Source organism: Amycolatopsis decaplanina DSM 44594 (assembly GCF_000342005.1).
Taxonomy (GTDB): Bacteria; Actinomycetota; Actinomycetes; order Mycobacteriales; family Pseudonocardiaceae; genus Amycolatopsis; species Amycolatopsis decaplanina.
The window spans coordinates 529488-552478 of sequence record NZ_AOHO01000074.1; the positions used below are offsets into that span (position 1 = coordinate 529488).

At 68.6% G+C, this 22991-nt stretch carries 24 protein-coding genes; 11 read left to right on the forward strand and 13 right to left on the reverse strand.

The features are described from left to right. Positions 1-24: 24 nt before the first annotated feature. From H074_RS41765 to H074_RS32425, 5 genes are all read right to left on the reverse strand, one after another. Entirely contained in the window at positions 25-186 is a 162-nt protein-coding gene (locus H074_RS41765; protein ID WP_007034313.1) for a hypothetical protein, read from the reverse strand. Between the two features lie 112 nt (positions 187-298). After that, the gene (locus H074_RS32410) at positions 299-1168 is read right to left on the reverse strand and encodes an SDR family oxidoreductase (RefSeq protein ID WP_007034314.1); all 870 of its coding nucleotides are present in this window, start codon (positions 1166-1168) and stop codon (positions 299-301) included. 10 nt (positions 1169-1178) lie between these two features. Further along, positions 1179-2021, reverse strand: coding sequence for a MaoC/PaaZ C-terminal domain-containing protein (locus tag H074_RS32415; RefSeq protein ID WP_007034315.1), 843 nt, complete (start codon positions 2019-2021; stop codon positions 1179-1181). After that, positions 2018-2449: a type II toxin-antitoxin system Rv0910 family toxin gene (locus H074_RS32420; protein WP_007034316.1), complete on the reverse strand. Its 432-nt coding sequence runs from the start codon at positions 2447-2449 to the stop codon at positions 2018-2020. Before H074_RS32420 ends, H074_RS32415 begins: the two co-directional genes overlap by 4 nt. 20 nt (positions 2450-2469) lie before the next feature. Continuing rightward, on the reverse strand, positions 2470-3663 hold the full coding sequence (locus tag H074_RS32425) for a lipid-transfer protein (protein WP_200865836.1): 1194 nt from the start codon (positions 3661-3663) through the stop codon (positions 2470-2472). A gap of 181 nt (positions 3664-3844) precedes the next feature. Here H074_RS32425 and H074_RS32430 point away from each other — a divergent pair, with 181 nt between their 5' ends. Both H074_RS32430 and H074_RS32435 read left to right on the forward strand, forming a co-directional pair. Continuing rightward, complete coding sequence (locus H074_RS32430; RefSeq protein WP_235096929.1) at positions 3845-4789, forward strand: hypothetical protein; 945 nt, start codon at positions 3845-3847, stop codon at positions 4787-4789. 9 nt (positions 4790-4798) lie between these two features. Further along, positions 4799-5506: an RraA family protein gene (locus H074_RS32435; RefSeq protein ID WP_007034319.1), complete on the forward strand. Its 708-nt coding sequence runs from the start codon at positions 4799-4801 to the stop codon at positions 5504-5506. A 72-nt stretch (positions 5507-5578) separates the two neighbouring features. Here H074_RS32435 and H074_RS32440 read toward each other — a convergent pair whose 3' ends face one another. Together H074_RS32440 and H074_RS32445 are read right to left on the reverse strand one after the other, a co-directional pair. Then, entirely contained in the window at positions 5579-6394 is an 816-nt protein-coding gene (locus H074_RS32440) for a ThuA domain-containing protein (RefSeq protein ID WP_007034320.1), read from the reverse strand. Positions 6395-6396: 2 nt separating this feature from the next. Continuing rightward, positions 6397-8226, reverse strand: coding sequence for a glycoside hydrolase family 3 protein (locus H074_RS32445; protein ID WP_007034321.1), 1830 nt, complete (start codon positions 8224-8226; stop codon positions 6397-6399). A 132-nt stretch (positions 8227-8358) separates the two neighbouring features. On the opposite strand from H074_RS32445, the gene H074_RS32450 reads away from it, so the two are divergent. Next, on the forward strand, positions 8359-9243 hold the full coding sequence (locus H074_RS32450) for a LysR family transcriptional regulator (RefSeq protein WP_007034322.1): 885 nt from the start codon (positions 8359-8361) through the stop codon (positions 9241-9243). A 199-nt stretch (positions 9244-9442) separates the two neighbouring features. On the opposite strand, the gene H074_RS32455 is transcribed toward H074_RS32450, so the two are convergent. Both H074_RS32455 and H074_RS32460 read right to left on the reverse strand, forming a co-directional pair. Then, complete coding sequence (locus H074_RS32455; RefSeq protein WP_039923868.1) at positions 9443-10237, reverse strand: DsbA family protein; 795 nt, start codon at positions 10235-10237, stop codon at positions 9443-9445. A gap of 2 nt (positions 10238-10239) precedes the next feature. Beyond that, complete coding sequence (locus tag H074_RS32460) at positions 10240-10728, reverse strand: MauE/DoxX family redox-associated membrane protein (RefSeq protein WP_007034324.1); 489 nt, start codon at positions 10726-10728, stop codon at positions 10240-10242. 91 nt (positions 10729-10819) lie between these two features. On the opposite strand from H074_RS32460, the gene H074_RS32465 reads away from it, so the two are divergent. Together H074_RS32465 and hrpB are read left to right on the forward strand one after the other, a co-directional pair. Then, on the forward strand, positions 10820-11647 hold the full coding sequence (locus H074_RS32465; RefSeq protein ID WP_007034325.1) for a glutamate ABC transporter substrate-binding protein: 828 nt from the start codon (positions 10820-10822) through the stop codon (positions 11645-11647). Next, positions 11644-14031: an ATP-dependent helicase HrpB gene (gene hrpB, locus H074_RS32470; RefSeq protein ID WP_007034326.1), complete on the forward strand. Its 2388-nt coding sequence runs from the start codon at positions 11644-11646 to the stop codon at positions 14029-14031. The genes H074_RS32465 and hrpB overlap by 4 nt, the downstream gene beginning before the upstream one ends. A gap of 40 nt (positions 14032-14071) precedes the next feature. Here hrpB and H074_RS32475 read toward each other — a convergent pair whose 3' ends face one another. Continuing rightward, positions 14072-14860, reverse strand: a complete 789-nt coding sequence (locus tag H074_RS32475; protein ID WP_007034327.1) for an ion transporter — start codon at positions 14858-14860, stop codon at positions 14072-14074. 135 nt (positions 14861-14995) lie between these two features. On the opposite strand from H074_RS32475, the gene H074_RS32480 reads away from it, so the two are divergent. From H074_RS32480 to H074_RS32490, 3 genes are read left to right on the forward strand one after another with little or no spacing between them, the layout of a single operon-like run. After that, positions 14996-15913, forward strand: a complete 918-nt coding sequence (locus H074_RS32480; protein WP_007034328.1) for an ABC transporter ATP-binding protein — start codon at positions 14996-14998, stop codon at positions 15911-15913. Beyond that, positions 15910-16944, forward strand: coding sequence for an alpha/beta hydrolase family protein (locus tag H074_RS32485; protein ID WP_039923788.1), 1035 nt, complete (start codon positions 15910-15912; stop codon positions 16942-16944). Before H074_RS32480 ends, H074_RS32485 begins: the two co-directional genes overlap by 4 nt. Then, positions 16941-17687 (forward strand): ABC transporter permease, encoded by a 747-nt coding sequence (locus H074_RS32490; RefSeq protein ID WP_007034330.1) that lies wholly within the window; start codon positions 16941-16943, stop codon positions 17685-17687. The genes H074_RS32485 and H074_RS32490 overlap by 4 nt, the downstream gene beginning before the upstream one ends. A 282-nt stretch (positions 17688-17969) precedes the next feature. Here the strand turns inward: H074_RS32490 and H074_RS32495 are convergent, their stop codons facing one another. After that, positions 17970-18515: a TetR/AcrR family transcriptional regulator gene (locus tag H074_RS32495; protein WP_007034331.1), complete on the reverse strand. Its 546-nt coding sequence runs from the start codon at positions 18513-18515 to the stop codon at positions 17970-17972. Positions 18516-18558: 43 nt separating this feature from the next. Here H074_RS32495 and H074_RS32500 point away from each other — a divergent pair, with 43 nt between their 5' ends. Next, entirely contained in the window at positions 18559-19680 is a 1122-nt protein-coding gene (locus H074_RS32500) for an FAD-dependent monooxygenase (protein ID WP_007034332.1), read from the forward strand. Here H074_RS32500 and H074_RS32505 read toward each other — a convergent pair. Next, positions 19625-20299 (reverse strand): response regulator transcription factor, encoded by a 675-nt coding sequence (locus tag H074_RS32505; RefSeq protein ID WP_007034333.1) that lies wholly within the window; start codon positions 20297-20299, stop codon positions 19625-19627. The two genes, H074_RS32500 and H074_RS32505, sit on opposite strands and share 56 nt — an antisense overlap. After that, a complete protein-coding gene (locus H074_RS32510; protein WP_007034334.1) occupies positions 20274-21878 on the reverse strand; it encodes a histidine kinase in 1605 nt (534 codons plus the stop codon). Before H074_RS32510 ends, H074_RS32505 begins: the two co-directional genes overlap by 26 nt. 125 nt (positions 21879-22003) lie before the next feature. On the opposite strand from H074_RS32510, the gene H074_RS32515 reads away from it, so the two are divergent. Further along, the gene (locus H074_RS32515; RefSeq protein WP_007034335.1) at positions 22004-22213 is read left to right on the forward strand and encodes a hypothetical protein; all 210 of its coding nucleotides are present in this window, start codon (positions 22004-22006) and stop codon (positions 22211-22213) included. Then, the gene (locus H074_RS32520) at positions 22210-22968 is read left to right on the forward strand and encodes a hypothetical protein (RefSeq protein WP_007034336.1); all 759 of its coding nucleotides are present in this window, start codon (positions 22210-22212) and stop codon (positions 22966-22968) included. The genes H074_RS32515 and H074_RS32520 overlap by 4 nt, the downstream gene beginning before the upstream one ends. Positions 22969-22991 lie beyond the last annotated feature (23 nt).

Sequence of the window (22991 nt, forward strand, 5' to 3'; positions counted from 1 at the left end):
GCATGCCTTTGTCCAGCACGAACGTCAACACCTTGCGGTCGCGGCGTCCGAGCCGGAGCCGGGTTCGGTGATCGCCCACGCGCCGACCTTCTCGAATGTCGCCAGTCCGGGCAGCCGGCGTTCCTTCTGCGCGGTCAGCCCGATGCTCACGCCGAGCGAAGCGACGATGCCGAAGGACGCGAACATCTTCCGGATGATGTCGTACGGCGGCAGTGTCCGCTTTCCAGCGCGTCGAGATGCGGCCGGGTCTCTTTGTCGACGAACTCCCGGATCAGCAGCTCGGTCTCGGACCACTCGATCACGGCAGCCTGGCCGCGATGTCGTCGATCTCCCAGGCCGCCTCGGTCTCGATCACCTTGACGTCGTGCCAGCCCGCGAGTTCGGAGATCGCGCCGCCCTGCACCGCGAACACCTTGCCGGTGAGCGGGCATTTCTCGGTCGCGAGGTAGGCCACCAGCGGCGAGATGTTGGCCGGGGAGAACGCGTCGAACTCCCCTTCTTCGACCTCCTGCGCGAAGATCGCGCCCATGCCCGGCGTCGCCAGGGTGAGCCGGGTGCGAGCGATCGGCGCGATCGCGTTGACCCGCACGCCGTAGCGTTCCAGTTCCTCTGCGGCGACCAGCGTCAGCGCGGCGATCCCCGCCTTCGCCGCGCCGTAGTTCGCCTGTCCCGCGTTCGGCAACGTGGTCCCGGACGCCGAGGCGGTGTTGATCACCGATCCGGCCACCCGATCACCGGCCTTGCTCGCGACCTTCCAGTACGCGGCCGCGTGCCGCAGCACCGCCGCGTGCCCCTTCAAATGCACGGCTATCACGGAGTCCCACTGCGACTCATCGAGTCCGGCGATGAACGCGTCGCGCAGGATGCCCGCGTTGTTCACGACGACGTCGAGCCTGCCGAACTCGTCCACCGCCTGCGCCACCAGCTCCGCGGCGCCCGCCCAGTCGGCGACGTTGGCCGTGTTGGCCACGGCCTTCCCGCCCGCCGCCCGGATCTCGTCGACGACCTCCTGTGCGGGCCCGGCGTCGCTGCCGCTGCCGTCGTTCGCGCCGCCGAGGTCGTTGACCACGACGTTCGCGCCCTCCCGCGCGAACAGCAGCGCGTGCTCGCGGCCGATCCCGCGTCCGGCGCCGGTGATGACGGCGACGCGTCCGTCGAGTGCTCCCATGGCTTTGCTCCTACTCCGCGAATTCCGCGAGACCGTCCTTGATCACGACGGTTTCGCCGACGGTGGTTTCGAACGCGTAGCTCCCGGCGCCCGCGCGCCAGATGTGCGTGGTGAGGTCCTGGCCGGGCAGCACCGGTTTGGCGAACCGGACGGCTAAGCGCTTCAGTCCGTCCACATCGGACCCGGCGACCTCGGTCAGCAGCGCCCAGGAGGTGAACGCCATGGTGCACAAGCCGTGCGCGATGATCCCCGGCAGTCCGGACTCCTTCGCGACCTCTTCGTCGAGATGGATCGGCATGGGGTCACCGGCGGCGGGCGCGTACCGGTACGTCTGGTCGTCGTCGACGTGCTGGTTCACCTTCGCCACCGGCGCCTGCGAGCGCAGGCCGTCGTCGAACCTGTGGTCCGGCCCGAGTTCGCCCCGTGTCTCGCCGGTGTCGAACCCGCGCACGAACAACGTGACGTACTGCTCGTTGACCAGATCGCCGTCCTCGGTCCGGCATTCGAGGTGGATGGTGCCGCGGGTGCCGTTCCGCAGGCCTTCGTAGCCGGTCATCCGCGCGCGTGACACGAGCTTGTCGCCGGGACGGATCGGCCGGTGGAACCGGAACTCCTGTTCCCCGTGCACGATCCGGCCGAACAAGCCGACCGGGACGACTTCGAGCGCGGGCTCCATCAGCGACTCGAACACCGGCACGATCGCGAACACCGGGCTCGCGACGTCCCCGGCGAGATGCGCCGGGATCGGGTCGTTGGTGGCCTTCGCGTACTCGATCAGCCGCTCGCGGGTCACCTCGAACCGGGACTCGCCGGTCCACTTGCCGAGCCCGCCGGGGTCGAATCGCTCGGTCACGCGACCAGCGCCTTGAAGTTCTCGAGGGAGGCGTCGAGGTTCTTCTTGCCGTCCTTCTCGACGGCCTTGCCGAGCGCGCCGACGATCATCTGGCCGGCGAACTCCGCGTCGATGCTGGCGAGAGAACCTTCTCCGGACGCCTCCACCGACAGCTCGAACTTGACCTTCACCCCGGCCATCCCGGTCCCGGAGATCGCCAGCTTCGACGGTGCCTCGAACTCGTCGACGGTCCAGGTGATCGTGTTCGGCATCCCGAGCATCGTGACGACCTCGGAAGCCTGCGCCCCCTTGGAGAACTCGGCCGGGACCTCGCCCTTCCACTTGGTGTGGATGGTCAGCCATTTCTCGAAGTTGCTGGGGTTGGAGAACTCCGCCCACACCTTGTCCGGAGCGGCGGGGAGTTCGACGGAGGCACTGATCTTGCCCATGGTTCTTCCTTTCGACGGGATCAGCGCTCGGCGCGCTGGTAGGCGGTGACGACGGCGGCGCCGCCGAGTCCGATGTTGTGCTGCAGCGCGGCTTCGACGCCGTCGACCTGGCGTTTGTCCGCGGTCCCGCGCAGCTGCCAGGTCAGTTCGGCGCATTGCGCGAGGCCGGTGGCGCCGAGCGGGTGTCCCTTGGAGATCAGCCCGCCGGACGGGTTGACGACCCATTTGCCGCCGTAGGTGGTGTCCCCGGAGTCGACGAGCTTCCCGCCCTCACCCTCGGCGCAGAGCCCGAGTGCTTCGTAAAGCAGGAGTTCGTTGGCGGAGAAGCAGTCGTGCAGCTCGATGACCTGGAAGTCCTCCGCGCCGAGCCCGGCCTGGTCGTACACCTGGCGCGCGGCCTGGACGTTCATGTCGTAGCCGATGATGTTCTTCGCCGTGCCGTCGAAAGTGCTGGCGAAGTCGGTGGTCATCGCCTGCCCGACGATCTCGACGGCCTGGCCAGCGAGCCCGTGCGAGTCCACAAAGGACTCGCTGGCGAGGATCACCGCGCCCGAACCGTCCGAGGTCGGGGAGCACTGGAGTTTCGTGAGCGGGTCGTAGATCATCCGCGAGTCGAGGATGTCCTGCAGCGAATAGCTTTCCTGGAACTGCGCGTACGGGTTGTTCACCGAATGCCGGTGGTTCTTCTCGCCGATCTTGGCGAAGTGCTCGGCGGTGGTGCCGTAGGTCTTCATGTGCTCGCGGCCGGCCGCGCCGAACATCCACGGCGCCGGCGGGAAGAGCACCTCGGAGATCTCCGCGAGCGCCTGGATATGCCTGCCCATCGGCTGCTCACGGTCGTCGTAGGTCGAGCCGAGCGATCCAGGCTGCATCTTCTCGAAGCCCAGCGCGAGCACGCAGTCCGCGCGGCCGCCCCGGATCGCTTCCGCGGCCAGGTACAGCGCGGTCGACCCGGTCGAGCAGTTGTTGTTGACGTTGACCACCGGGATACCGGTCATGCCCATTTCATAGACCGCACGCTGCCCCGAGGTCGACTCGCCGTAGACGTAGCCGACGTAAGCTTGGCGCACCTCGTCGAAGGAGATCCCGGCGTCTTCGAGCGCCTTGGTCCCGGACTCCTTGGCCATCTGCGGGTAGTCCCAGTCCTCACGGCGTCCGGGCTTCTCGAACTTCGTCATGCCCACGCCGACGACGTACACCTTGTTGGCCACCACGACGCTCCTTGTCGTTGCCGGGTCGCTGCTGCCACTGAAGATACAGACAGGTCTGTATTTATCAACCCCTTACATACAGTCCTGCACGGATGTTACTTAACGCACGATGAGTGTCAGATGACGTAGACGGACGGCTCGTACCCCCGTTAAACAGGATGAACACCACTAACAGGGGGTATCGATGAAACGAACGAGCATGGTCTTGGCGGCCGTCGTCACCGCCGGTCTGCTGTCGGCGGGCACCGCGTCGGCGACCGGGTGGACGATGAGTCACCTGCCGCTGCCTCCCGGCAGCGGCCTGGCGCAGGTGGTCGCCACGGACGGCGCCGGGCGCTACGCGGGGCACTCCGACGGGAGGCTGATCACCTGGGCGGACGGGACCTTCCGGAACCACGGCGTTCCCGCGGGCTACCAAACGGTCGAAACCGTGGACGAGAACGCGACGCGTTCGGTCCTCGGCAACGCCAGGTCGTACCCGAACGAACACGCCTTCGTCTTCGAGAACGGCGGCTTCCGGTTCCTGGGGAAGGTTCCGGGCTACGCCAACACGCGGGGACTCGGCGTGAACAACCGCGGTGATGTCGTCGGCACCGTGTCCAACGATCCTCGCTACGGGTCCACCGCGGCGTTCTGGCCGTCCGGCGACCGGGCGCATCCGGTGCTGCTGGACGTCCCGCCGTTGCTCCGTCCCGTCGACGTCGACCACGACGGCACCATCCTGCTGAACGAGCAGTTCGGCGGAACCTGGCTCTGGAAGGACGGCGTGCTGCGGCGACTCGTCCTCCCCGACGGTGTCACCGAGTCACGGGGAATCGCGATCCGGGACGGGAAGGTGCTGGCCTCCACCCCGATGGGTGACCGCCTCTGGACGGCGTTCGACGTCTCCGAAGAAGTCCCGGACAACATGGAGACGATGGCGCTGAACGGATCCGGACTGGTCACGGGCTGGGTCGCCACACCCGGCCACCCGAAGACCCCCGCGGTGTGGTCACCGGGCGGTCCGGTGACGACGCTTCCCGCGCCTGTCGACGCCTACGGCATCGTGGTGGGCGACAACGGCGAGATCGCGGGCGCACTGCAGGGCGGCGGCTACGACAACACTCCTGTGGTGTGGCGCCGTGGCTAAAGTCGGGATATGAATCCTGAGGAGCTTCGGCAGCGGTTCACCTTGCTGACCACCGCGCATCTGACCGACGGCTGCGTCCGCGCCGGCGTCCCGGTCCGGTGCGCGCCCGCCGGCACGCAAGCGGTCGTGCCCGGCGGCCGCGTGGCCGGGCGGGTCACCCCCGCCCGGCACGTCGGCAGTGTCGACGTCTTCCTTGAGGCGTACGAAACCGCGAACCCCGGCGACGTCCTCGTCGTCGACAACGGCGGCAGGCTCGACGAGAGCTGCGTCGGGGACCTCGCGGTCCTCGAAGCGGAGGCGGCCGGGCTGAGCGGTGTGGTCATCTGGGGGCTGCACCGCGACACCGCCGACATCAAGAAGATCGGACTGCCGGTGTTCAGTCTCGGCTCGATCCCGACCGGCCCGCTGTCGGTCTCCGCCCGCCCGGACGGCGCGCTCGAATCGGCCGTCGTCGGGGAGTGGACGGTGACGCGGGACGACCTCGTGTTCGGCGACGAGGACGGTGTCCTGTTCGTCCCGGCCGGCCGGGCGGACGAGGTCCTGGATCGCGCCGAGGGCATCCGCGACACCGAACGGCGCCAGGCCGACCGGATCCGCGCCGGAGAGTCCCTTCGCGAGCAGGTGCGCTTCGCCGACTTCCTCGCGGACCGCGCGAAGTCGCCTTCGCTGACGTTCCGGCAGCACCTGCGGGCGGTCGGGGGCGCCATCGAGGAGTAGCAAGGGACCTTTGCTACCACCGAAGGGTCTGACCAGGCAAAACACGACCTGGCCAGGCCCCGGCGCCCCTGGTTACGAGGTCTTCAAGCCGCCGAGCCACAGCAGACCGTCGATGACGAAGCGGTTCTGCACCTCACTGGCGAAGGTCGACGAAAGCGGCTGGTTCGTCTCGTAGTTCATCTTGTTGTGGCCGAAGTTGGCGTACAGCATCTTGTACTTGGCGTTGGTCCAGAGGATCGGGTGATACCCGCTGTACCAGGACTGGTTCGGATCGGTCCCGAGCGGGAAGCTCACCGGATCCACCGACGCGAGGATCCGGATGTCCGGGTTCTTGCGCAGGTCGCTGTTCCAGGCGTACCACTCGCTCACCGACGAGGTGAAGGTCGCGGGCAGCCGCGTGGTCGAGGGATGCGGCCGGTTCTCCACCTTCAGCGTCGCCGTCGTCGGCCCCCAGGTGTTGGACTTGAAGCCGCCCGTGCCCAGGAACCTGTTGTGGTACCAGTCCCAAGCCGACGGATCGGTGTTGAACGCCGCCACGTGGAAGCCGAAGAACGCGCCACCCGCGTTCATGTAGCGCTCGAAGCCCGAACGCTGCGACGAGGTCTGCGGAAGGTCGTCCAGGAACAGCACGACCTGGTACTGCGAGGGCTGCAGCGAGTTCAGCCGGTTCCAGTCGTTGGTCGCGGTGTAGCTGAAGTTGTTCTGTGAAGCGGTTTTCGGGAACCACTGGTTGGCTTCCTTGACGAAGCTGATGTGCGCCGCGTCGTAGGTGCCGTTGTAGAAGGCCAGCACCTTGAACGCGGGTGCCGCCTGTGCCGTCACCGGCGCCAACGCCAGTGCGAGACACGAAACGAACAGCAGAGCGAGCCGGACCGCGAATTTCCTCATACTCACCACCCGTGCCGATAGCGAAGGCCGAACCCGAACGGGAACAGCCCGGACTTTCCATCGCCGACGTTGATCGGCTGCTGGTCAGCGCTGCGCATCCACGTCACCGGCAGCTTGCCGGTGGGGTTGTAGTCGCCGAAGAGCACGTCCGCGACGCCCTGACCTTCCGAGCCGGGCAGCCACGACGCGATCAGCCCGTCCCATTCCGGCAACTGACCCGCGATGTCCAGCGGCCGCCCGGAAACGAGCACCACCACGGTCGGCACCCCGCTGTCGTGAAGCCGCTTCAAAGTCGCCAGGTCTTCGGCGTCGAGACCCATTCCCTCCGGCCGGTCACCGCGACCTTCGGCGTACGGCGTCTCCCCCACGACCGCCACTGCGACGTCATAAGACTTGTCGATCCCGTTCGCGTCCTTGTCGAAGGTGACCGTGGACGACGGCTTCGCGGTGTGCCGGATCCCTTGCAGGATGGTCGTTCCCTCGGTGACCGGACCGCTCTTGCCCTGCCAGCCGACCGTCCAGCCGCCGCTCTGGTTGCCGATGTCGTCGGCGCTCTTGCCCGCGACGAAGATCCGGTTGCGCGACTTGTCCAGCGGCAGCACCCTGTTCTCGTTCTTCAGCAGTACCTGCGATTCGCGGACGGCCTGTCGCGCGAGGGCGCGGTGCTCGTCACTGCCGATGGTCTTGAGGAACCGCCGGTCGGTCAGCGGCCGCTCGAACAGGCCCAGTTCGAACTTCTTCGTCAGGATGCGCCGGTTCGCGTCGTCGATCCGCGCCCGCGTGACCCGCCCGGCGAGGACTTCGGCCTTCAGCGTGTCCGTGAACTTCTGGTACTCGAAAGGAACCATGACCATGTCGATGCCGGCGTTGATCGACGCGGTGACCTCGGCCGGGGTGAAGCCCGGCTGCCGGTCGATCTGGTCGATGCCGTTGTAGTCCGAGATCACGATGCCGGAGAACCCGAGTTCGCCCTTGAGCACGTCGTTGATCAGGTAGGAACCGGCGTGCATCTTGAGGCCGTTCCAGCTGCTGTAGGAGATCATCACCGAGCCGACGCCGCGGCGGACGGCCTCGCGGAACGGCGGCAGGTGCACGGCGCGGAGTTCGGCTTCACTGATGTCGGTCTCGCCCTGATCGTCGCCGCCGGTCGTACCGCCGTCGCCGATGTAATGCTTCGCCGTCGCGAGAACCGATCCGGGCGCGGACAGCGAACGGCCCTGCATACCGTCGATGACCGTCGTCATCGCGCTGGCGATTTCCGGCACCTCGCCGAAGGACTCGTACGTGCGGCCCCACCGATCGTCACGCGCGATGCACAGGCACGGCGCGAAGTTCCAGTCGATTCCGGTACCCGACACCTCTTCGGCGGTCGCGCGGCCGATCTTCATGACCAGCGAGGCATCGCGCGTCGCGCCGAGGCCGATGTTGTGCGGGAAGACCGTGGCGCCGTAGAGCCCGTTGTGGCCGTGGACGGCGTCGACGCCGTAGATCAGCGGAATGCCGAGCCGGGTGGCGAGCGCTTCCTTCTGGAAGCCGTCGTACATGTCGGCCCAGGTGATCGCGTTGTTCGGAGTCGGCTGTGAGCTGCCGCCGGAGAGCAGGGAGCCGAGCATCCCCTTGGTGACGTCGCCGGGCGCCTTGATGCCGAGGCGTTCGGCCTGCGTCATCTGGCCGATCTTCTCGTCGAGGGTCATGCGCGACAGCAGGTCGGCCACACGGAACTTCACCGGCCGCCAGGCGTCCCGGTACGCGGGGCCGTTCCCGGCCAGTGCCGGGGTGTGCGCGCCCAGCATGAGCGCGGCGGTCAGTATCCCCAGTGTGAATCTCCGCATCCGGGTCCTCCTCGACACACGGGCGTAAGTTCAAGGCTTGAATTAACGCATGACAAACGATCTATGGTCTAGACCTGCGAAAAAGACGGTTCCCGCTGACCGGCATCGGCCCGGATCGATAACCTGGGGATTATGGAACTGCGGGATGTCGAGATCTTCCTGGCGCTGGCCGACGAACTGCATTTCGGCCGCACCGCGGAACGCCTGCACGTTTCGCAGGCGCGGGTGAGCCAGACGATCAAACAGGTGGAGCGGCGGATCGGCGCACCGCTGTTCGCCCGCACCAGCAGGCGGGTCCGGCTCACGCCGATCGGCGAACGGCTGCGGGACGATCTCGGCCCCGCCTACAGTGCGCTGCACGAAGGCATCGACCGCGCGATCGCGGCCGGACGTGGGATCGGTGGCGTGCTGCGGCTGGGCTTCGAAGCACCCGGCGTCGCCGATCTGACGGAAGACCTGCTGGACCGTTTCCGGCAGCGCTACCCGGAGACGGAACTGCTCATCCGCGAAGCCGATTTCGCCGATCCGTTCGCGATGCTGCGATCGGGTGAGATCGACGTGCTGGTGACCCTGCTTCCGGCCGACGAACCCGACCTCACGATCGGACCGGCCGTGCACACCGAACCGATGGTGCTCGCGGTGTCGTCGAAACACCCTTTCGCGCGACGGAAATCAGTGACCCTGGACGACCTCGCCCGCGACACCGTCCTCCGCGCGGCGCATCCGCCGGAGCCGTACTGGATCGAGGAACCCCGGCAGTGGCTGACGCCGGCCGGGCACCTCGTGACCCGGGGCGAACCCTTCGCGACGTTTCAGGAACTGCTCGCGGCGATCGCCACCGGCGCCGGAATCTGCCCGCTCGCCGCCCACGCGCGGGAGTACTTTAGCCACCCGCGAATTCGCTTCGTGCCCTTCACCGGCTCCCCCGACGTCGAGTGGGGCCTCGTCTGGCCGCGTTCCGCCGAGACAGCCCGCGTACAGGCCTTCGCGACCGTCGCCTCCGCTTCGCGCCCCTGACTCCCCCGCAATTCGTCACCTACTTGCGATCCTTGCCCGCGCAACGGCCGCGATTCGTCACCTAAATGCGGCCTCCACCTGCGGGAAGAGAGCAAGGGACCTTTGCTACCACCCGGCCGCCCCGTCACCCCGAAGTACATGAAGGCCCCCTTCCCGTACCTAGGCGTAAGGAAGGGGGCCTTCATGTACCTCTAGCGAACTAGCCGGTGACCTTCTGCACCCAGTCCTGCTCGAGCTTCACGACCTGCCCGTTCGACGTGACGGTCGGCGTGCCGAAGCCGGGGCCGTTGCCGAAGTCCTGCTGCAGCGACGGATCCGTGGAGATCTTCTTGTACGCGTCCTGGATCTCCTGCTCATAAGCGCCACTGTTGACCTTGATCACGAAGGACGGGTCCGTGATGCCGACGTCCTGACCGAGCTTGATCAGCTGCGCCTTGTCGAACCCGCGTCCGCCTTCCTTCGGCTGGTCCTTGAACAGCGCGTCGTGGAAGGCCAGGAACTTGCCCGCGTCGGCCGCGGCGAGCGAGGCGTTGGCGGAGTCCAGCGAGTAGCCCGGCGGGTCGGAACGCTGGTTGAGCATCGGCAGCATGTGGTACCGGACCTGCAGGGTCCCGTTGTTCACCTGCTCCTGGATCTGTCCCTTGAACGACTCCTCGAACTGCTTGCAGACCGGGCACAGGAAGTCCGCGTAGACGTCGATGGTCTTCTTCGCCTCGGGCTTGCCGACGACCACGACGGCCCCGTCGCGCTTTTCGACGACACCGGGCGCCGACGCGGTGGTCTCCGCTCCGATCACCTTGCCCTCGGTGCTGTCCTTGCTGGACGTCGTCCAGATGACGCCACCGATCACCAGCGCGGCGAGGACGACCACCGCGACGGTGATCGCGACGACCTTCTTCTTGTCGCCGTCCGCGGCGCCCCTGGCCTGTGCCACAGAACGCGCCGCCGTCTGCTGCTGCTTGCGTTTCCGAGCGTTGCGCTCAGCTCCACCCACGATCATTCGTTCCCTTCAGCGATACCCACATAGTCGTCGTCGGCGCGGGCTCCGGAGTTCCCGAGCCAGCCGTCCACCGACAGCCAGGTCCGCGGCCGCACGATCAGCCACACCCCCAAAAGCGCGAATCCGAGGTCCCTGGCGATCTCCTGCGGATACTGCGTCTGATCCGCGGCGATCTGACCGCCACCGCCGAAGCAGCCGCAGTCGATGCTCAGTCCGCGTGCCCAGGATTGGGCGATCGCGGCGATGAGCACCGCGAGCAGCAGCACCGACAGCACCGACACCCACCGGGTCACGAACCCGGCGAGCAGGAACAGGCCGAGCGCCAGTTCGACGAGCGGCATCCCGATCGCGACCGGGCGGACGAGCCCGCCCGGCAGGACATCGAAAGCCTGAACCGCGATGTAGGTCTCTCCCGGATCGCTGATCTTCAGCGCTCCGGAAATCAACCAGACGGCGGCCAGTCCGAGCCGGGCGAGTGTGCCCACGGCGTCGAGTACGACTTGGGGCGGTCTACGCACGGGCCTAGGCTAGCCGCCGACCCTGAGAACAACGTGAGGCGGCGGACGGAGGCACCCGATGAGGGGACGCGCCCTGCTGGTGGCCTGCTTGATGCTGGTCACAGCGACGGCCTGCGGCAAAGAGGCCGGTCCGTCGGATTCTCTCGTCGCGCGCGCCGTCGCCTCCAACAAACTCACCATCGGCATCCGCTTCGACCAGCCGGGTCTCTCCGAACGGACGGTCGACGGCCGTTATGTCGGCTTCGACGTCGACGTGGCGAAGTACGTCGCGAGCGAATTGGGTGTCGACGAGGATCGCATCACCTGGCACGACAGCAGGCCGTCGTCGCGCGAGACGGACATCACCTCGGGGATCACGGATCTGATGGTGGCGACCTACTCGATCACCGAAAAACGGAAACAGGTGGTCGCCTTCGCCGGACCCTATTTCGACGCCGGCCAGGATCTGCTCGTCCGCCTCCGGTCGACCGACATCACCGGCCCCGAGAACCTCAACGGCCGGAAGCTGTGCGCCGTGGGCGGCACGACCTCCGCCGAGCAGGTGCGCGACAAGTTCGCCCAGGCCGTCCAGCTCGTCGAATACCCGCGTTACCAGGATTGCGTCACGGCTCTCCTCGCGGGACAGGTGGACGCGGTGACCACCGACGACGTCATCCTGGCCGGTTACGTGGCACAGAACCCGGAGTTGCTGAGGGTCGTCGGCAAGCCGTTCTCGAACGAGAAGTACGGCGTCGGCCTGCGCAAGGACGACACCGAGGGCCGTGCGGCGGTGGCCAAGGCGATCCAGAAGATGATCTCGTCCGGGGAATGGCTCGAATCGCTGAACCGCAACATCGGCCCGTCCGGCTACCGGATCCCGCCTCCGCCGCAGGTCACCGAGCAGTGACCCTTCCCGATCTGCCGGTTCGCGCCGTTCTGCCCGAACTCGAAGCCGCTCTCGACGCCCACGGCACCGCGGTGCTCGTCGCACCCCCTGGCACCGGCAAGACCACCTTGGTGCCGCTCGCGTTGGACAACGGTGAAGGCCGGGTGATCGTCGCCGAACCGAGACGGCTGGCGGCGCGGTCCGCGGCGGCGCGGATGGCATCCCTGCTGGGCGAGCGGGTCGGTGAGACGGTCGGCTACTCGGTCCGTGGAGACCGGAAGGTGTCTTCTTCGACGCGGATCGAAGTGGTCACCTCGGGCTTGCTGGTCCGGCGGGTGCAGGGCGATCCCGAACTCGCCGGGGTGTCGACCGTTCTGCTCGACGAATGCCACGAACGCCATCTCGACGCGGATCTGCTGCTCGCGCTGCTGCTGGACGTGCGCGCCGGACTGCGAGACGACCTGCGCCTGCTCGCGACGTCCGCCACCGTGGCTTCCGGACGGCTCGCGGCCCTGCTCGGCGACGCGCCGGTGATCACCGCGCGGGCACGGACCTATCCGGTCGACGTCTCGTACTCCCCGCCCGCGCGCGGCGAGCGGATCGAAGCGACCGTGGCCCGCGTGATCGGCAAAGCACTGGCCGAAGGGGACGGTGATGTGCTCGCCTTCCTACCGGGCACCGGTGAGATCGCCAGGGTGAGCGGCCTTCTCAGCGGCCTCGACGCCGACGTGCTGCCACTGCACGGGCGGCTTTCGGCGGCGAGCCAGGACGACGCGTTGCGTCCGCGCGCCCGCCGCCGGGTGGTGCTGTCGACGTCGGTCGCCGAGTCCAGTCTGACCGTGCCGGGTGTGCGCGCGGTGGTGGACTGCGGCCTGTCCCGCGTGCCCCGCGTCGATCATCGGCGCGGCCTGCCAGGGCTGGCGACGGTCCGAGTTTCGGCCGCGGTCGCGGAACAGCGCGCCGGCCGCGCCGGGCGTGAGGCGCCGGGACGCGCGTACCGGTGCTGGGCGGCGCACGAACAGGGTTCCCTGCCCGCGTATCCCGAACCCGAGATCAGGACGGCGGAACTGGCGCGTTTCGCACTCGAACTCGCGTGCTGGTCCACTCCGGACGGTTCCGGCCTCGCCTGGTGGGATCCGCCCGGTGAAGGCGCGCTGGCCGCCGGACGCGCGTTGCTGACCACGCTCGGGGCGACAGCGGAAGACGGCACGGTGACCGAACGCGGCCGGAAGATGGCCGGATTGGGCCTGCATCCGCGGCTGGCGAGGGCGTTGCTGGACGGCGCGGCCCGGACCAACGCGCGTTCGGCGGCCGAGGTCGTCGCGCTGCTGGACAGCGGCGGCACACTGACCGACCTCGAGGCCGAACTGCGGCGAGTGCGGGGTGACGAGCGCTGGAAGTCCGACGTGCGGCGGCTTTCCAAGCTGGTGCCCGACGGCGGCGGTGCCGCGGATCCGGCGCTGGTCGTGGCGCTGGCGCATCCCGAGCGGCTGGCGCGACGGCGTTCGCCGGGGACGCCGGTGTATCTGATGGCCGGTGGAACGGCGGCCGAACTTCCGCGCGGCAGCGGACTGGCGGACGTCGAATGGCTGGCGGTGGCCGAAGCGACCCGGGATCCCGGGCGCGCGCAGGGCATCATCCGGCTGGCCGCGCCCGCGGACGAAGACCTCGCCGTGCGCGCGGCGCCGAATCTGGTGTCCTCCGTGGACGAAGTGCGCTGGTCTTCGGGCGACGTCGTGGCACGATCGGTGCGGCGGCTCGGGGCGATCGTGCTGTCGGAGAAACCGTTGCGCTCGCCCGCGCCGGACGCGATCCGCGCCGCGCTGCTGGACGGTTTGCGCGCCGAAGGGCTCGGTCTGCTGCGCTGGTCGGAAGATGCGCGACGGCTGCGCGAACGGCTGTCCTTCCTGCATCGGGTGCTGGGCCCGCCTTGGCCCGCGGTCTCCGACGCGGATCTACTGTCCACCTTGGACACTTGGCTCGATCTCGGCTCCGCCCGTCGCCGGTCGGACCTGGCCTCGCTGGACGCGGGCGCCGCGCTGCGCGGGCTGCTGCCCTGGCCCGAGGCGTCGCGTTTGGACGAACTGGCGCCGGACCGCCTGGACGTACCGTCGGGTTCGCGGATCCGGGTCGATTACTCGGGTGAGCAGCCGGTGCTGGCCGTGAAACTGCAGGAGACCTTCGGCTGGCTCGCGACGCCGGAACTGGCGGGCGTCCCCGTGGTACTGCACCTGCTCTCCCCCGCCGGGCGGCCGGCCGCGGTCACCGCCGATCTGGAATCGTTCTGGCGCAACGGTTACGCGGCCGTTCGCGCCGATCTTCGCGGACGCTATCCGAAGCACCCCTGGCCGGAGGACCCGCTGAATGCCGCACCCACCCGCCGGACCAGCCGTCGCGGCTCGTGAGTGGTAAGGACGGTTCTAACCGTCCTCGCCACTCACGAGGTCAGTCCATCAACTGGTGCTGAGGCCGGGTCGGCAGCCGCGCCGCCAGCTCCTCGTCGTCCTCCCGCTCGTTCAGCCCCAGTTGCACCGCGCTGCGGATCTGCTCCCGGTTCTCCCGCACCACATGCGCGAAGAACTCGTCGATCCGCGGATCGGTCAGCACTTCGAGGATCACGCGCATCGCGGTGTCGATCACCGAACGCACCACCTCGTCGTGGAACGGCAGCTTCGAAAGCCGTCCCGCCTGCGGATCGTTCTTGAGCTTCTCGGCGATGATCCCCCGCAGCAGTGTCTGGTTCTCGCCGAGTGAGCGCGCGAGGTTCTGCGGATAGTTCCCGGTTTCCAGCACCTTCACGACCTCGTCGAGCACCGCGATCGTGATCGGCTTCTTGATCGCCAGCACGATCGGCCGCGAAAGCCGTTCGACCAGCCGCTGCGTGAACCGCTCCCCGAAAGCGCGGTCGGCGGTGCGCGCGAGCCGGACGAGCACGACCAGGATCCGCAGCAGCCGGAACCCGCGCAGCGCCGGATGCGCGATGGGGATCATGCCGAGGATTTCGTACCAATTGCGCAGCGGGAACCACTTCTCCCACCGGTGGCGCCGCCACCGCCAGAGGAATTCCAGCGCGAAGATCCCGCACACCGTCGTGTCGATGGCGAAGACGCGGTGCGCCGTCTCCTCCGAATGCGGGAAGAACATCACGTAGGCGAGCAGCCCGACGGAGAACACGGCGAGTACGAGCATCACCAGGTCGAGCGGATTCACGCGCCGTTGTTCGCGGGTGGTCATGGCGCCGATTCTGCCTTTCCGCTGCGACTCGTGCCGAGCGGCACCTGCCGAAAGTAAGGGGTGGCCGATGACTTCGGGGCAATGCCCGCGCGTGTCCCCGCATCGGAGGATTCAGGGACACGAAGGAGGACGCGGATGATCACGCTTCGAGGACTCACGAAGCGCTATGGCGAGAAGACTGTGGTCGACGGGCTGACCTTCGCCGTCGAGCCGGGCAAGGTGACCGGATTCCTCGGCCCCAACGGCGCGGGCAAGTCGACGACCATGCGGATGACGCTCGGCCTCGACGCGCCGAGCGCGGGCGAGGTCCGCATCGACGGCAAGAAGTATCCGGACCTGCGGTTCCCGTTGCGCGAGGTCGGCGCACTGCTGGAGGCCAAGGCGCTGCACCCCGGCCGGAGCGCGGGCAAGCATCTCCTGGCGATGGCGCGCAGCAACGGGATCCCGGCGAGCCGGGTCGACGAGGTGCTCGCGACGGTCGGCCTCACCGACGTCGCGGGCAAGCGGGCCGGGACGTTTTCACTCGGCATGGGACAGCGGCTCGGGATCGCCGGCGCGCTGCTGGGCGACCCGGGTGTGCTGATGTTCGACGAGCCGGTCAACGGCCTCGACCCCGACGGCGTCCGCTGGGTGCGGCACCTGATGCGTTCGCTCGCCGCGGAGGGCCGCACGGTGTTCGTGTCGAGCCACCTGATGAGCGAGATGCAGCTGACCGCGGACCGGCTTGTCGTCATCGGCAAGGGAAAGCTGCTCGCCGACGCCCCCGTCGACGAGTTCATCGCGGGCAATTCGCGGACATCGGTGGCGGTGCGGGTGCCCGCTCCAGCCGACCTGCGCGTGCTCGCACAGCGCCTTCGCGCGCTCGGCGCGACCACGGAAACCGATCAGGGGGAACTGCTCGTGCACGACCTGCCCGTCCACCTCGTCGGCGACGCGGTGCACGAACTCGGGATCCGCGTGCACGGGCTGACCGAACGGACCGCCTCGCTGGAGCAGGCGTACATGGAACTGACCGCGTCGTCGGTCGAATACGGAACGGGAGTCGCGGCATGAAGTCATTGATGGTCCTGGTGGCGGTGATCGCCGGCCTGCTGGGGGTGCCGGCGGCCGCGTCGGCGACGCCGGATCTGTCGCTGCCCGCTCCGGGCGGCCCTTTCCCGATCGGGCTGCGGACACTGCACCTCACCGATCAGCGGCGAGCCGACCCCTGGGTGCCCGAAAAGCGGCGCGAGCTGATGGTCAACGTCTGGTATCCGGCGGTCCCGGTCGGACGCGCGCCGCTGTACATGACCCAGGCGGAGTCGGCGGCGGCGATCGCCGGACGGAAGCTCGACCTGCCGCCGGACACGCTGAGCAAGGTGCGGGTCCACTCACGGGAGAACGCGCCTTCCCTGCCGGGACGACGTCCTCTGGTGCTGCTTTCGCCGGGCGCGGGCAACAACCGGATCACGCTGACCTCGGTGGCCGAACACCTTGCCGCACAAGGCTTCGTGGTCGCCGGGATCGACCATGCCTACGAGGCCTGGGCGACGGAGTTCCCCGACGGGCTGCGCCAATGTGTCGCTTGCGGACGGTCGGACGATCCCTGGCCCGCCGCGATCGCGAACCGCGCGATCGACACGACGTTCGTCGTCGACACCCTGCTGAAGGACCGGCGCTGGTCGATCGACGCCACGAAGATCGGGATGGCCGGCCACTCCGCCGGCGGTTCGGCGACCGCCGCCGCGATGGTCGGCGACCGGCGGATCAAGGCGGGCGTGAACGTCGACGGCCCGTTCTTCGGCATCGTCTCCCTCGACCGGCCGTTCCTGCTGCTGACCAGCCCGACCGGCGAGAAGTACTACCGCGCGTCCTGGAACGAGACCTGGCCGCGGCTCACCGGGCCGAAGAAGCAGGACCTGGTCGAGAACAGCGGCCATTCGTCGGTCACCGACGCGGCGATCCTGGTCGACCAGCTGGGGCTGCGACCGCACATCCCGCCGACCGAAGTCGAGAACCAGTACGGCTCGATCGACTCGCGGAAGGCGCTGGAGTTCTTCCGTAGTGAGCTGACCGGCTTCTTCAAGCAGTGGAGCGCACGATGAACACGATCTCTTCGGAATGGACGAAGTTCTGGTCGGTCCGGTCCACCTGGTGGTGCCTGATCAGCGGTGTCCTGCTGATGCTCGCCTACTCGGCCGTAGTGGGTTTCTCGTTGCACGACGGCAGCAACCGTCCGATGGCCCCGCACGCCGTGGTGGCCGGAGCGGCGTACTTCCTCACGCAGTTCGCCGTGGTCGCGCTGGCGACGCTGTTCATCACGAGCGAGTACGCCAGTGGCAGCATCCGCTCGACCCTGCAGTGGGTCCCGGTGCGGAACCGGGTCCTCGCGGCGAAATCGGCCGTCCTGCTGCCGGTGCTGTTCGGTTACGGGGTGCTGAACACACTCGCCGGTGTGGTGGTCTCGGCACCGCTTATCCCCGCGCCCGGCTCCTCGGTGGGTGAGGTCCTCGCGACCGCGGCGGGCATGGGCGGCTACTTCGCGCTGCTGGGTCTGCTCTGCCTCGGCCTGGGGACGGCGCTGCGATCGACGGCGGGGACGATCGTGACGGTCTTCGTGCTGCTGGTGATGATTCCGATGTTCGCCGGTTCGCTGGGCTGGGAAGACCTCGTGAACTACTTCCCCGGCTTCGCGGGCGTCAACGCGATGGTCACCCCAGGGCAGCCGAACCCGATCTTCGGCGGCGTCGCGCCCTACGCGCCTTGGGTCGGCATCGCGCTCTGTGCGGCGTGGGCGGCGGCCGGTCTGGCCACCGGTTCCACCGTGCTCCGGCGCCGCGACGCCTGAGGGGAGCAAGGGACCTTTGCTACCGCTTCTCTCAATGTCGAGAGAAGCGGTAGCAAAGGTCCCCTGCTCCCCCGCACTCGGCACAGCCCGGACGACTGTGTGGATTTCGGGTCATCTAACGTCCCAAAACCCACACAGTCACCACTCATCGCTACGCGGAGTACAGGGTGTGTGGAATCAGGGACACTCAACGTCCCCATTTCCACACACCCCCAGCGACAGCAAAGGTCCCCCGCTCTCTTTGCGCAGGTCAGCGCCCCCAGTGGTAGCAAAGGTCCCTTGCTACCCCGCCACCCCGAGCCCCGCCAAAACCTCCCGCGCCCCTCGCGTCAGCTCCCCGAGATCCGGCGGCCGCAGCGAGCCGGTCCCGGCCAGCGCGTCGAAGATCGTCCCTTCCAGCCACGCGACGAGCACCCGCGCGTGCCGCTCCGGCTCCGCCGATCCGCACGCGGCGAGCACCTCCTCGCACCGGCGCCGGATGATCAACCCGCCGCGGTCGTAGGCCTCACGCAACTCCGGCCGCCGCGTCGCCTCCAGCGCGAACTCGTACCGCGCGAGCATCCGCGTCCGCCCGTTCGTGATCGCCGCGTGGGCGAATCCCGCCACATAGTCGGCCAGCTCCCCGGGCGGCGGGTCGAGGGTGACCTCGTCGAGTTCGATCATCCGCGAGATCGCCAGCTCCAGCAGCGCGGCCCGCGTCCGCGCGTAATACGAGGTCGAACCCGACGGCAGTCCGGCGAACCGGTCGACGGCGCGATGCGTCAGCCCTCGCATCCCCTCGGCCGCGATCACTTCGATGGCCGCGTCCCCGATCGTCGCCTTTCGCACTCTACAAGTGTAGTAGTACTCTACAAATGTAGAGGAGGTCGACATGCGCAAAGCGATCGTGATCGGCGGAGGAATCGGCGGACTGACCGCCGCCATCGGGTTGCACCGCATCGGCTGGGAGGTCACTGTCCTCGAACAGGCCCCGGAACTCACCGCCGTGGGCGCCGGCATCTCCCTGTGGCCGAACGCCCTGCGCTCACTCGAAGCACTGGGCGTCCAACTCGGCAAGCTGCGGGAACAATCGTCCGGCGGCCTCCACGATCGCGACGGCCGCCGCATCACCCGGTGGGATGCCGAAGCGTTCCGCCGTCATCACGGCCGCCCGCTCGCCGCCATCCACCGCGCGGACCTCATCGACGCACTCCGCGCCGCCCTGCCCGGCGACCGCGTCCGCACCGGCACCGAGGTCACCGACCTCGACGATCTCGACGCCGACGTCATCGTCGCCGCCGACGGAATCCACAGCGCGGCCCGCAAGCGGCTGTGGCCGCGGCATCCCGAACCGGTCTACAGCGGCAGCACCGCCTTCCGCGCTGTGACCACGCTCCCTCACGCGGTCGAGCTCAGCACGAGCTGGGACGACGGCGCCGAGATCGGCGTCATCCCGTTGCACGACGGCCGCGTCTACTGGTGGGCGAGCTACGTCGCCGAAGCGGGCATCCGTCACGAGGACCCGAAGTCGTATCTGCGAAACCGCTTCGGCGGCTGGCACGACCCCATTCCCGAGCTCATCGACGCGACCACGCCCGAGACGCTGCTCCACCACGATCTCCACCTGCTCGGCACTCCCCTGCCGTCCTACGTGCGGGGCCGCGTCGCGCTCCTCGGCGACTCGGCCCACGCGATGCCGCCGTTTCTCGGCCAAGGCGGCTGCCAGGCGATCGAAGACGCCGTCGTCCTCGCCGCCGCGCTCACTACCACCGAAGACGTCGACGCGGCGCTGAAGAGTTACGACGAGCAGCGCCGACCGCGCAGCCAATCGGTGGTCAAAGCTTCGGTCCAGGCAGGAAGAATAGGGCCGCAGCTGCGCAACCCGCTCGCCGTGGCCGTCCGCAACGGCGTGTTCCGGCTGCTCCCCGGCGCGCTCACCGCCCGCATCGGCGCCGGCGTCAGCGGCTGGACTCCTCCCGTTCCCCGCCGACCAGCCCCGCCTCGTACGCGGTGATCGCGGCCTGCACCCGGTTCCGCGCGCCGAGCCGGTTGAGGATGGTGCTCACGTAGGCCTTCACCGTGCCCTCGACCACGAACAGCTTCCCGGCGATGTCCGCATTGGACAGTCCGGAACCCAGCAACGCCAGCACTTCTTGCTCACGCGGGGTGAGCTTGCCGATCAGCGCCTTCGCTTCTTCGGCGCGGGAAACCTGGTTGCCGGAGAAGCGGGCGATGACCCGCTGCGCGACCTTCGGCGAAAGGAACGCCGCCCCGCCCGCGACCGCGTGGATCCCGCCGAGCAGTTCGCGGGGATCGCCGGATTTCAGCAGGAACCCGCTAGCGCCGAGACCGAGCGCGCGCTCGATGTAGGCGTCCTCGCCGAACGTGGTCAGCATGATCACGCCGACCTCGGGCAGCAGCCGCCGGATCTCCTCGGCCGCCTTGAGCCCGTCCATGACCGGCATCCGGATGTCGAGCAGCACGACGTCCGGCCTGGTCGCGCGGACCTGCTCGACGGCGGCGCGCCCGTCCTCGGCCTCCGCGACCACTTCGATCCCGGCGTCCGCGGCCAGGATCGCCGACACCCCGGCGCGGATCATCGCCTCGTCATCGGCCAGCACCACCCGGATCATCCGGGTCCCCCCTTTGCTCGTCTTCACTGATCAGATCCTTCGCCACGAGTTTCCCCTCCGCGAAGCACAGCCTGTAGGCCTCGTAGTTCATGTTGAACACGCTGCGCTCGGTGCCGTAGTACTCGCATGTCGCCCCGGTGGGAACCGGCGGCTCTACCTGACGCGGACGCGCGATCCGCTGGCCGCCGGGCAGGACGGGCGCGATCTCCGCCCGCGTCTGGCCGATCCGGATGCGGTCGTAGTCCGCACCGGCGAGTTCGGAGCCGTACCACTGGACGAGGAACACGCCACCGCTGATCCCGACCACGAGGCCGAACAGCCCGATCGGCACGACGATCGCCTGGATCAGGCTGCGCCGGACGTCCCGGCGGGCGCGTTCCAGTTCCCTGGCCGACGTCGACTGTCCCACCTCGGCGTCCATCGCCGCCTGGCTTTCGGGCGATTCCTCCGACGGAGCCGCGTCGTGCGGCAAGGTCGCGCTGACCTCGAATCCGCCGTCACGGGGACCCGCTCGCAGGGTCCCGCCGACCAGCCGGACCCGCTCGCGCAGCCCGATCAGCCCGCGCCTGCCCGAAGCCCGGCCCGGCAACGGGCCCGCGGGTGGCGCGGCGTTGGTGACCACGACGTCCGTCCGCCCTTCCGACCGCACGACCCGGACCGTGACCGCGGCACCCGGCGCGTGTTTCACCACGTTCGTGACCGATTCCTGGACCACGCGATACGCGGCGCGGTCGACCATCGGCGGCTCACCGTCGACCGGACCGTCCACTGAGGACTCGATCAGCACGCCCGACGCCCTGGTCCGGTCGAGCAGTTCGTCGATGCTCTCGTGCACCGGCTCGGTCGGCGCGTCGTCCTCGCGCAGGACCCCGATGATCTCGCGCAGCCGCTCGGTCGCCGTCGCGGCGCTCTGCCGCAGCTCGCCCGCGGCCTGCCGCTGAGGTTCGTCGAGGCCGCCCGCGACCTCCAGCGCCGCCGCGCGCACCGCGATCAGACTCAGCTCGTGGCCCAGTGAATCGTGCATGTCGCTGGCGATCCGGGTGCGCTCGCGCAGCCGCGCGCGGTCGGCGACGAGCCGCTGGCGGCTCTCCATCTCCTCGGCCCGGCGCCAGCCGTCGCGCGCCATGTCCTCACGCTGCCGGATGTACCTGCCCAGCAGCCACGGCGTCACCCCCGCGAAGACCAGGACACCGAGCAGCGCACCCCAGGACGCGAACCCGTCCCGGCTCCAGACCAGCGCCACGGGGACCGCGATCACGGAAACGACGGCGAAAAGGCGCAGCATCGGCTTCGCGACCGGTTGCCGGTAACCGGCGAGGTAACTCACCGCGACGAGGACGAACCCCTCCCAGATCGGCACCCGGCCGCCGAAGCTTCCCATGACGACGAAACTGGCGACCATCGCGATGGCGAGGGAGAGCAGCGGGTACCGGCGCGACACCGCGATCGCGGCGGTGGTCGCGATGAGCCCGGCGAGCAGTTCCCAGTGTCTCGTGCTGGATCCGGCGTCGATGATCACCCAGCCGCAGAGCCCGAGCCACAAGGCCACGTCCATGACCAGCCGCCGCCCGCGCCACACGGGCTCCTCAGCGTCCTTCACACGACAGGACGCTACAAGCCGTGACGAGCCGCCCGCCATGGACGAAAGTAAAGGTCCCTCGATCATCCGACCATCGCCGGTCCGATGAGGCATGATGATCGACCATGGCCGAGCGCACACTCACCGGCCAGCTAGGCGGTCCTGTCCCGGCAGGCATCGAAGCGCTGGCCGACAACGAGAAACAGGACCTCTCCGACGCGCTACGCGACGCGCGCCACCGCCAGGCCAAGGCATTGGCCGAAGCGGGCGAAGAGGGCCTGAAGTACGTACCCGCGCTTCTGCGCGGCACCGTTCGCAAGGTGGTGGGCCTGTGACCACCGAAAACTTCGCTTCGCAGGCGGAGATCCTCAAACTCGCCCGTGTCCTCGGCACCACTCCGGAACGACTGTCCTACCTGGAAGAGGTGGACGCGGCCGAACTCCAGGCGTTCCGCGAGCAGGTCACGGACACGCTGTTCGACGCCAACCTCGCCGTCCTGGAACGGATGGCGATGGCGAGCAAGCTCGTCCCGAGCCCGATTCTCGCGAAGATCGCCGAGAAGGTCTTCGGCCCGCTTCTGTGCGCGCGGATCGCCGGGCTGGTGGACGTCTCCCGGGGCGTCGACGTCGCGAAGCGACTGAAGCCGCCGTTCCTGGCCGACGTCGCGGCCGAACTGGACCCGCGCCGGGCGAGCGCGATCATCACGCGGATCCCGCTCGACACCGTCGTCGCGGTGGCAGGCGAACTGGTACGCCGCGAGGACTGGATCACCGTCGGCCGGTTCGTCGGCCACCTGCCCGATCCGACGGTGCGAAGGGCCCTGGCCGTCATCGGCGACGAGGCGCTGATCCGGATCGCGTTCGTCCTCGACGACAAAAGCCGGATCGATCACGTACTCGGGCTGCTCTCCGAAGCCCGGTTCGGCGGCCTCCTGCAGGTCGCGGCCGCCGACGAGGATCTGTGGGCGCCGGTGCTCGACCTGCTCACCCACCTGAGCGAGAAGCGGGTCGAGCAGTGGTCCCACCTGCTCGACGAACTCCCGCCCGCCTTGCGCGAGCGGGTTGAGGAGACCCTCGGCCAAGCCTCCTGACCTCAGCGGGGGAGCAAGGGACC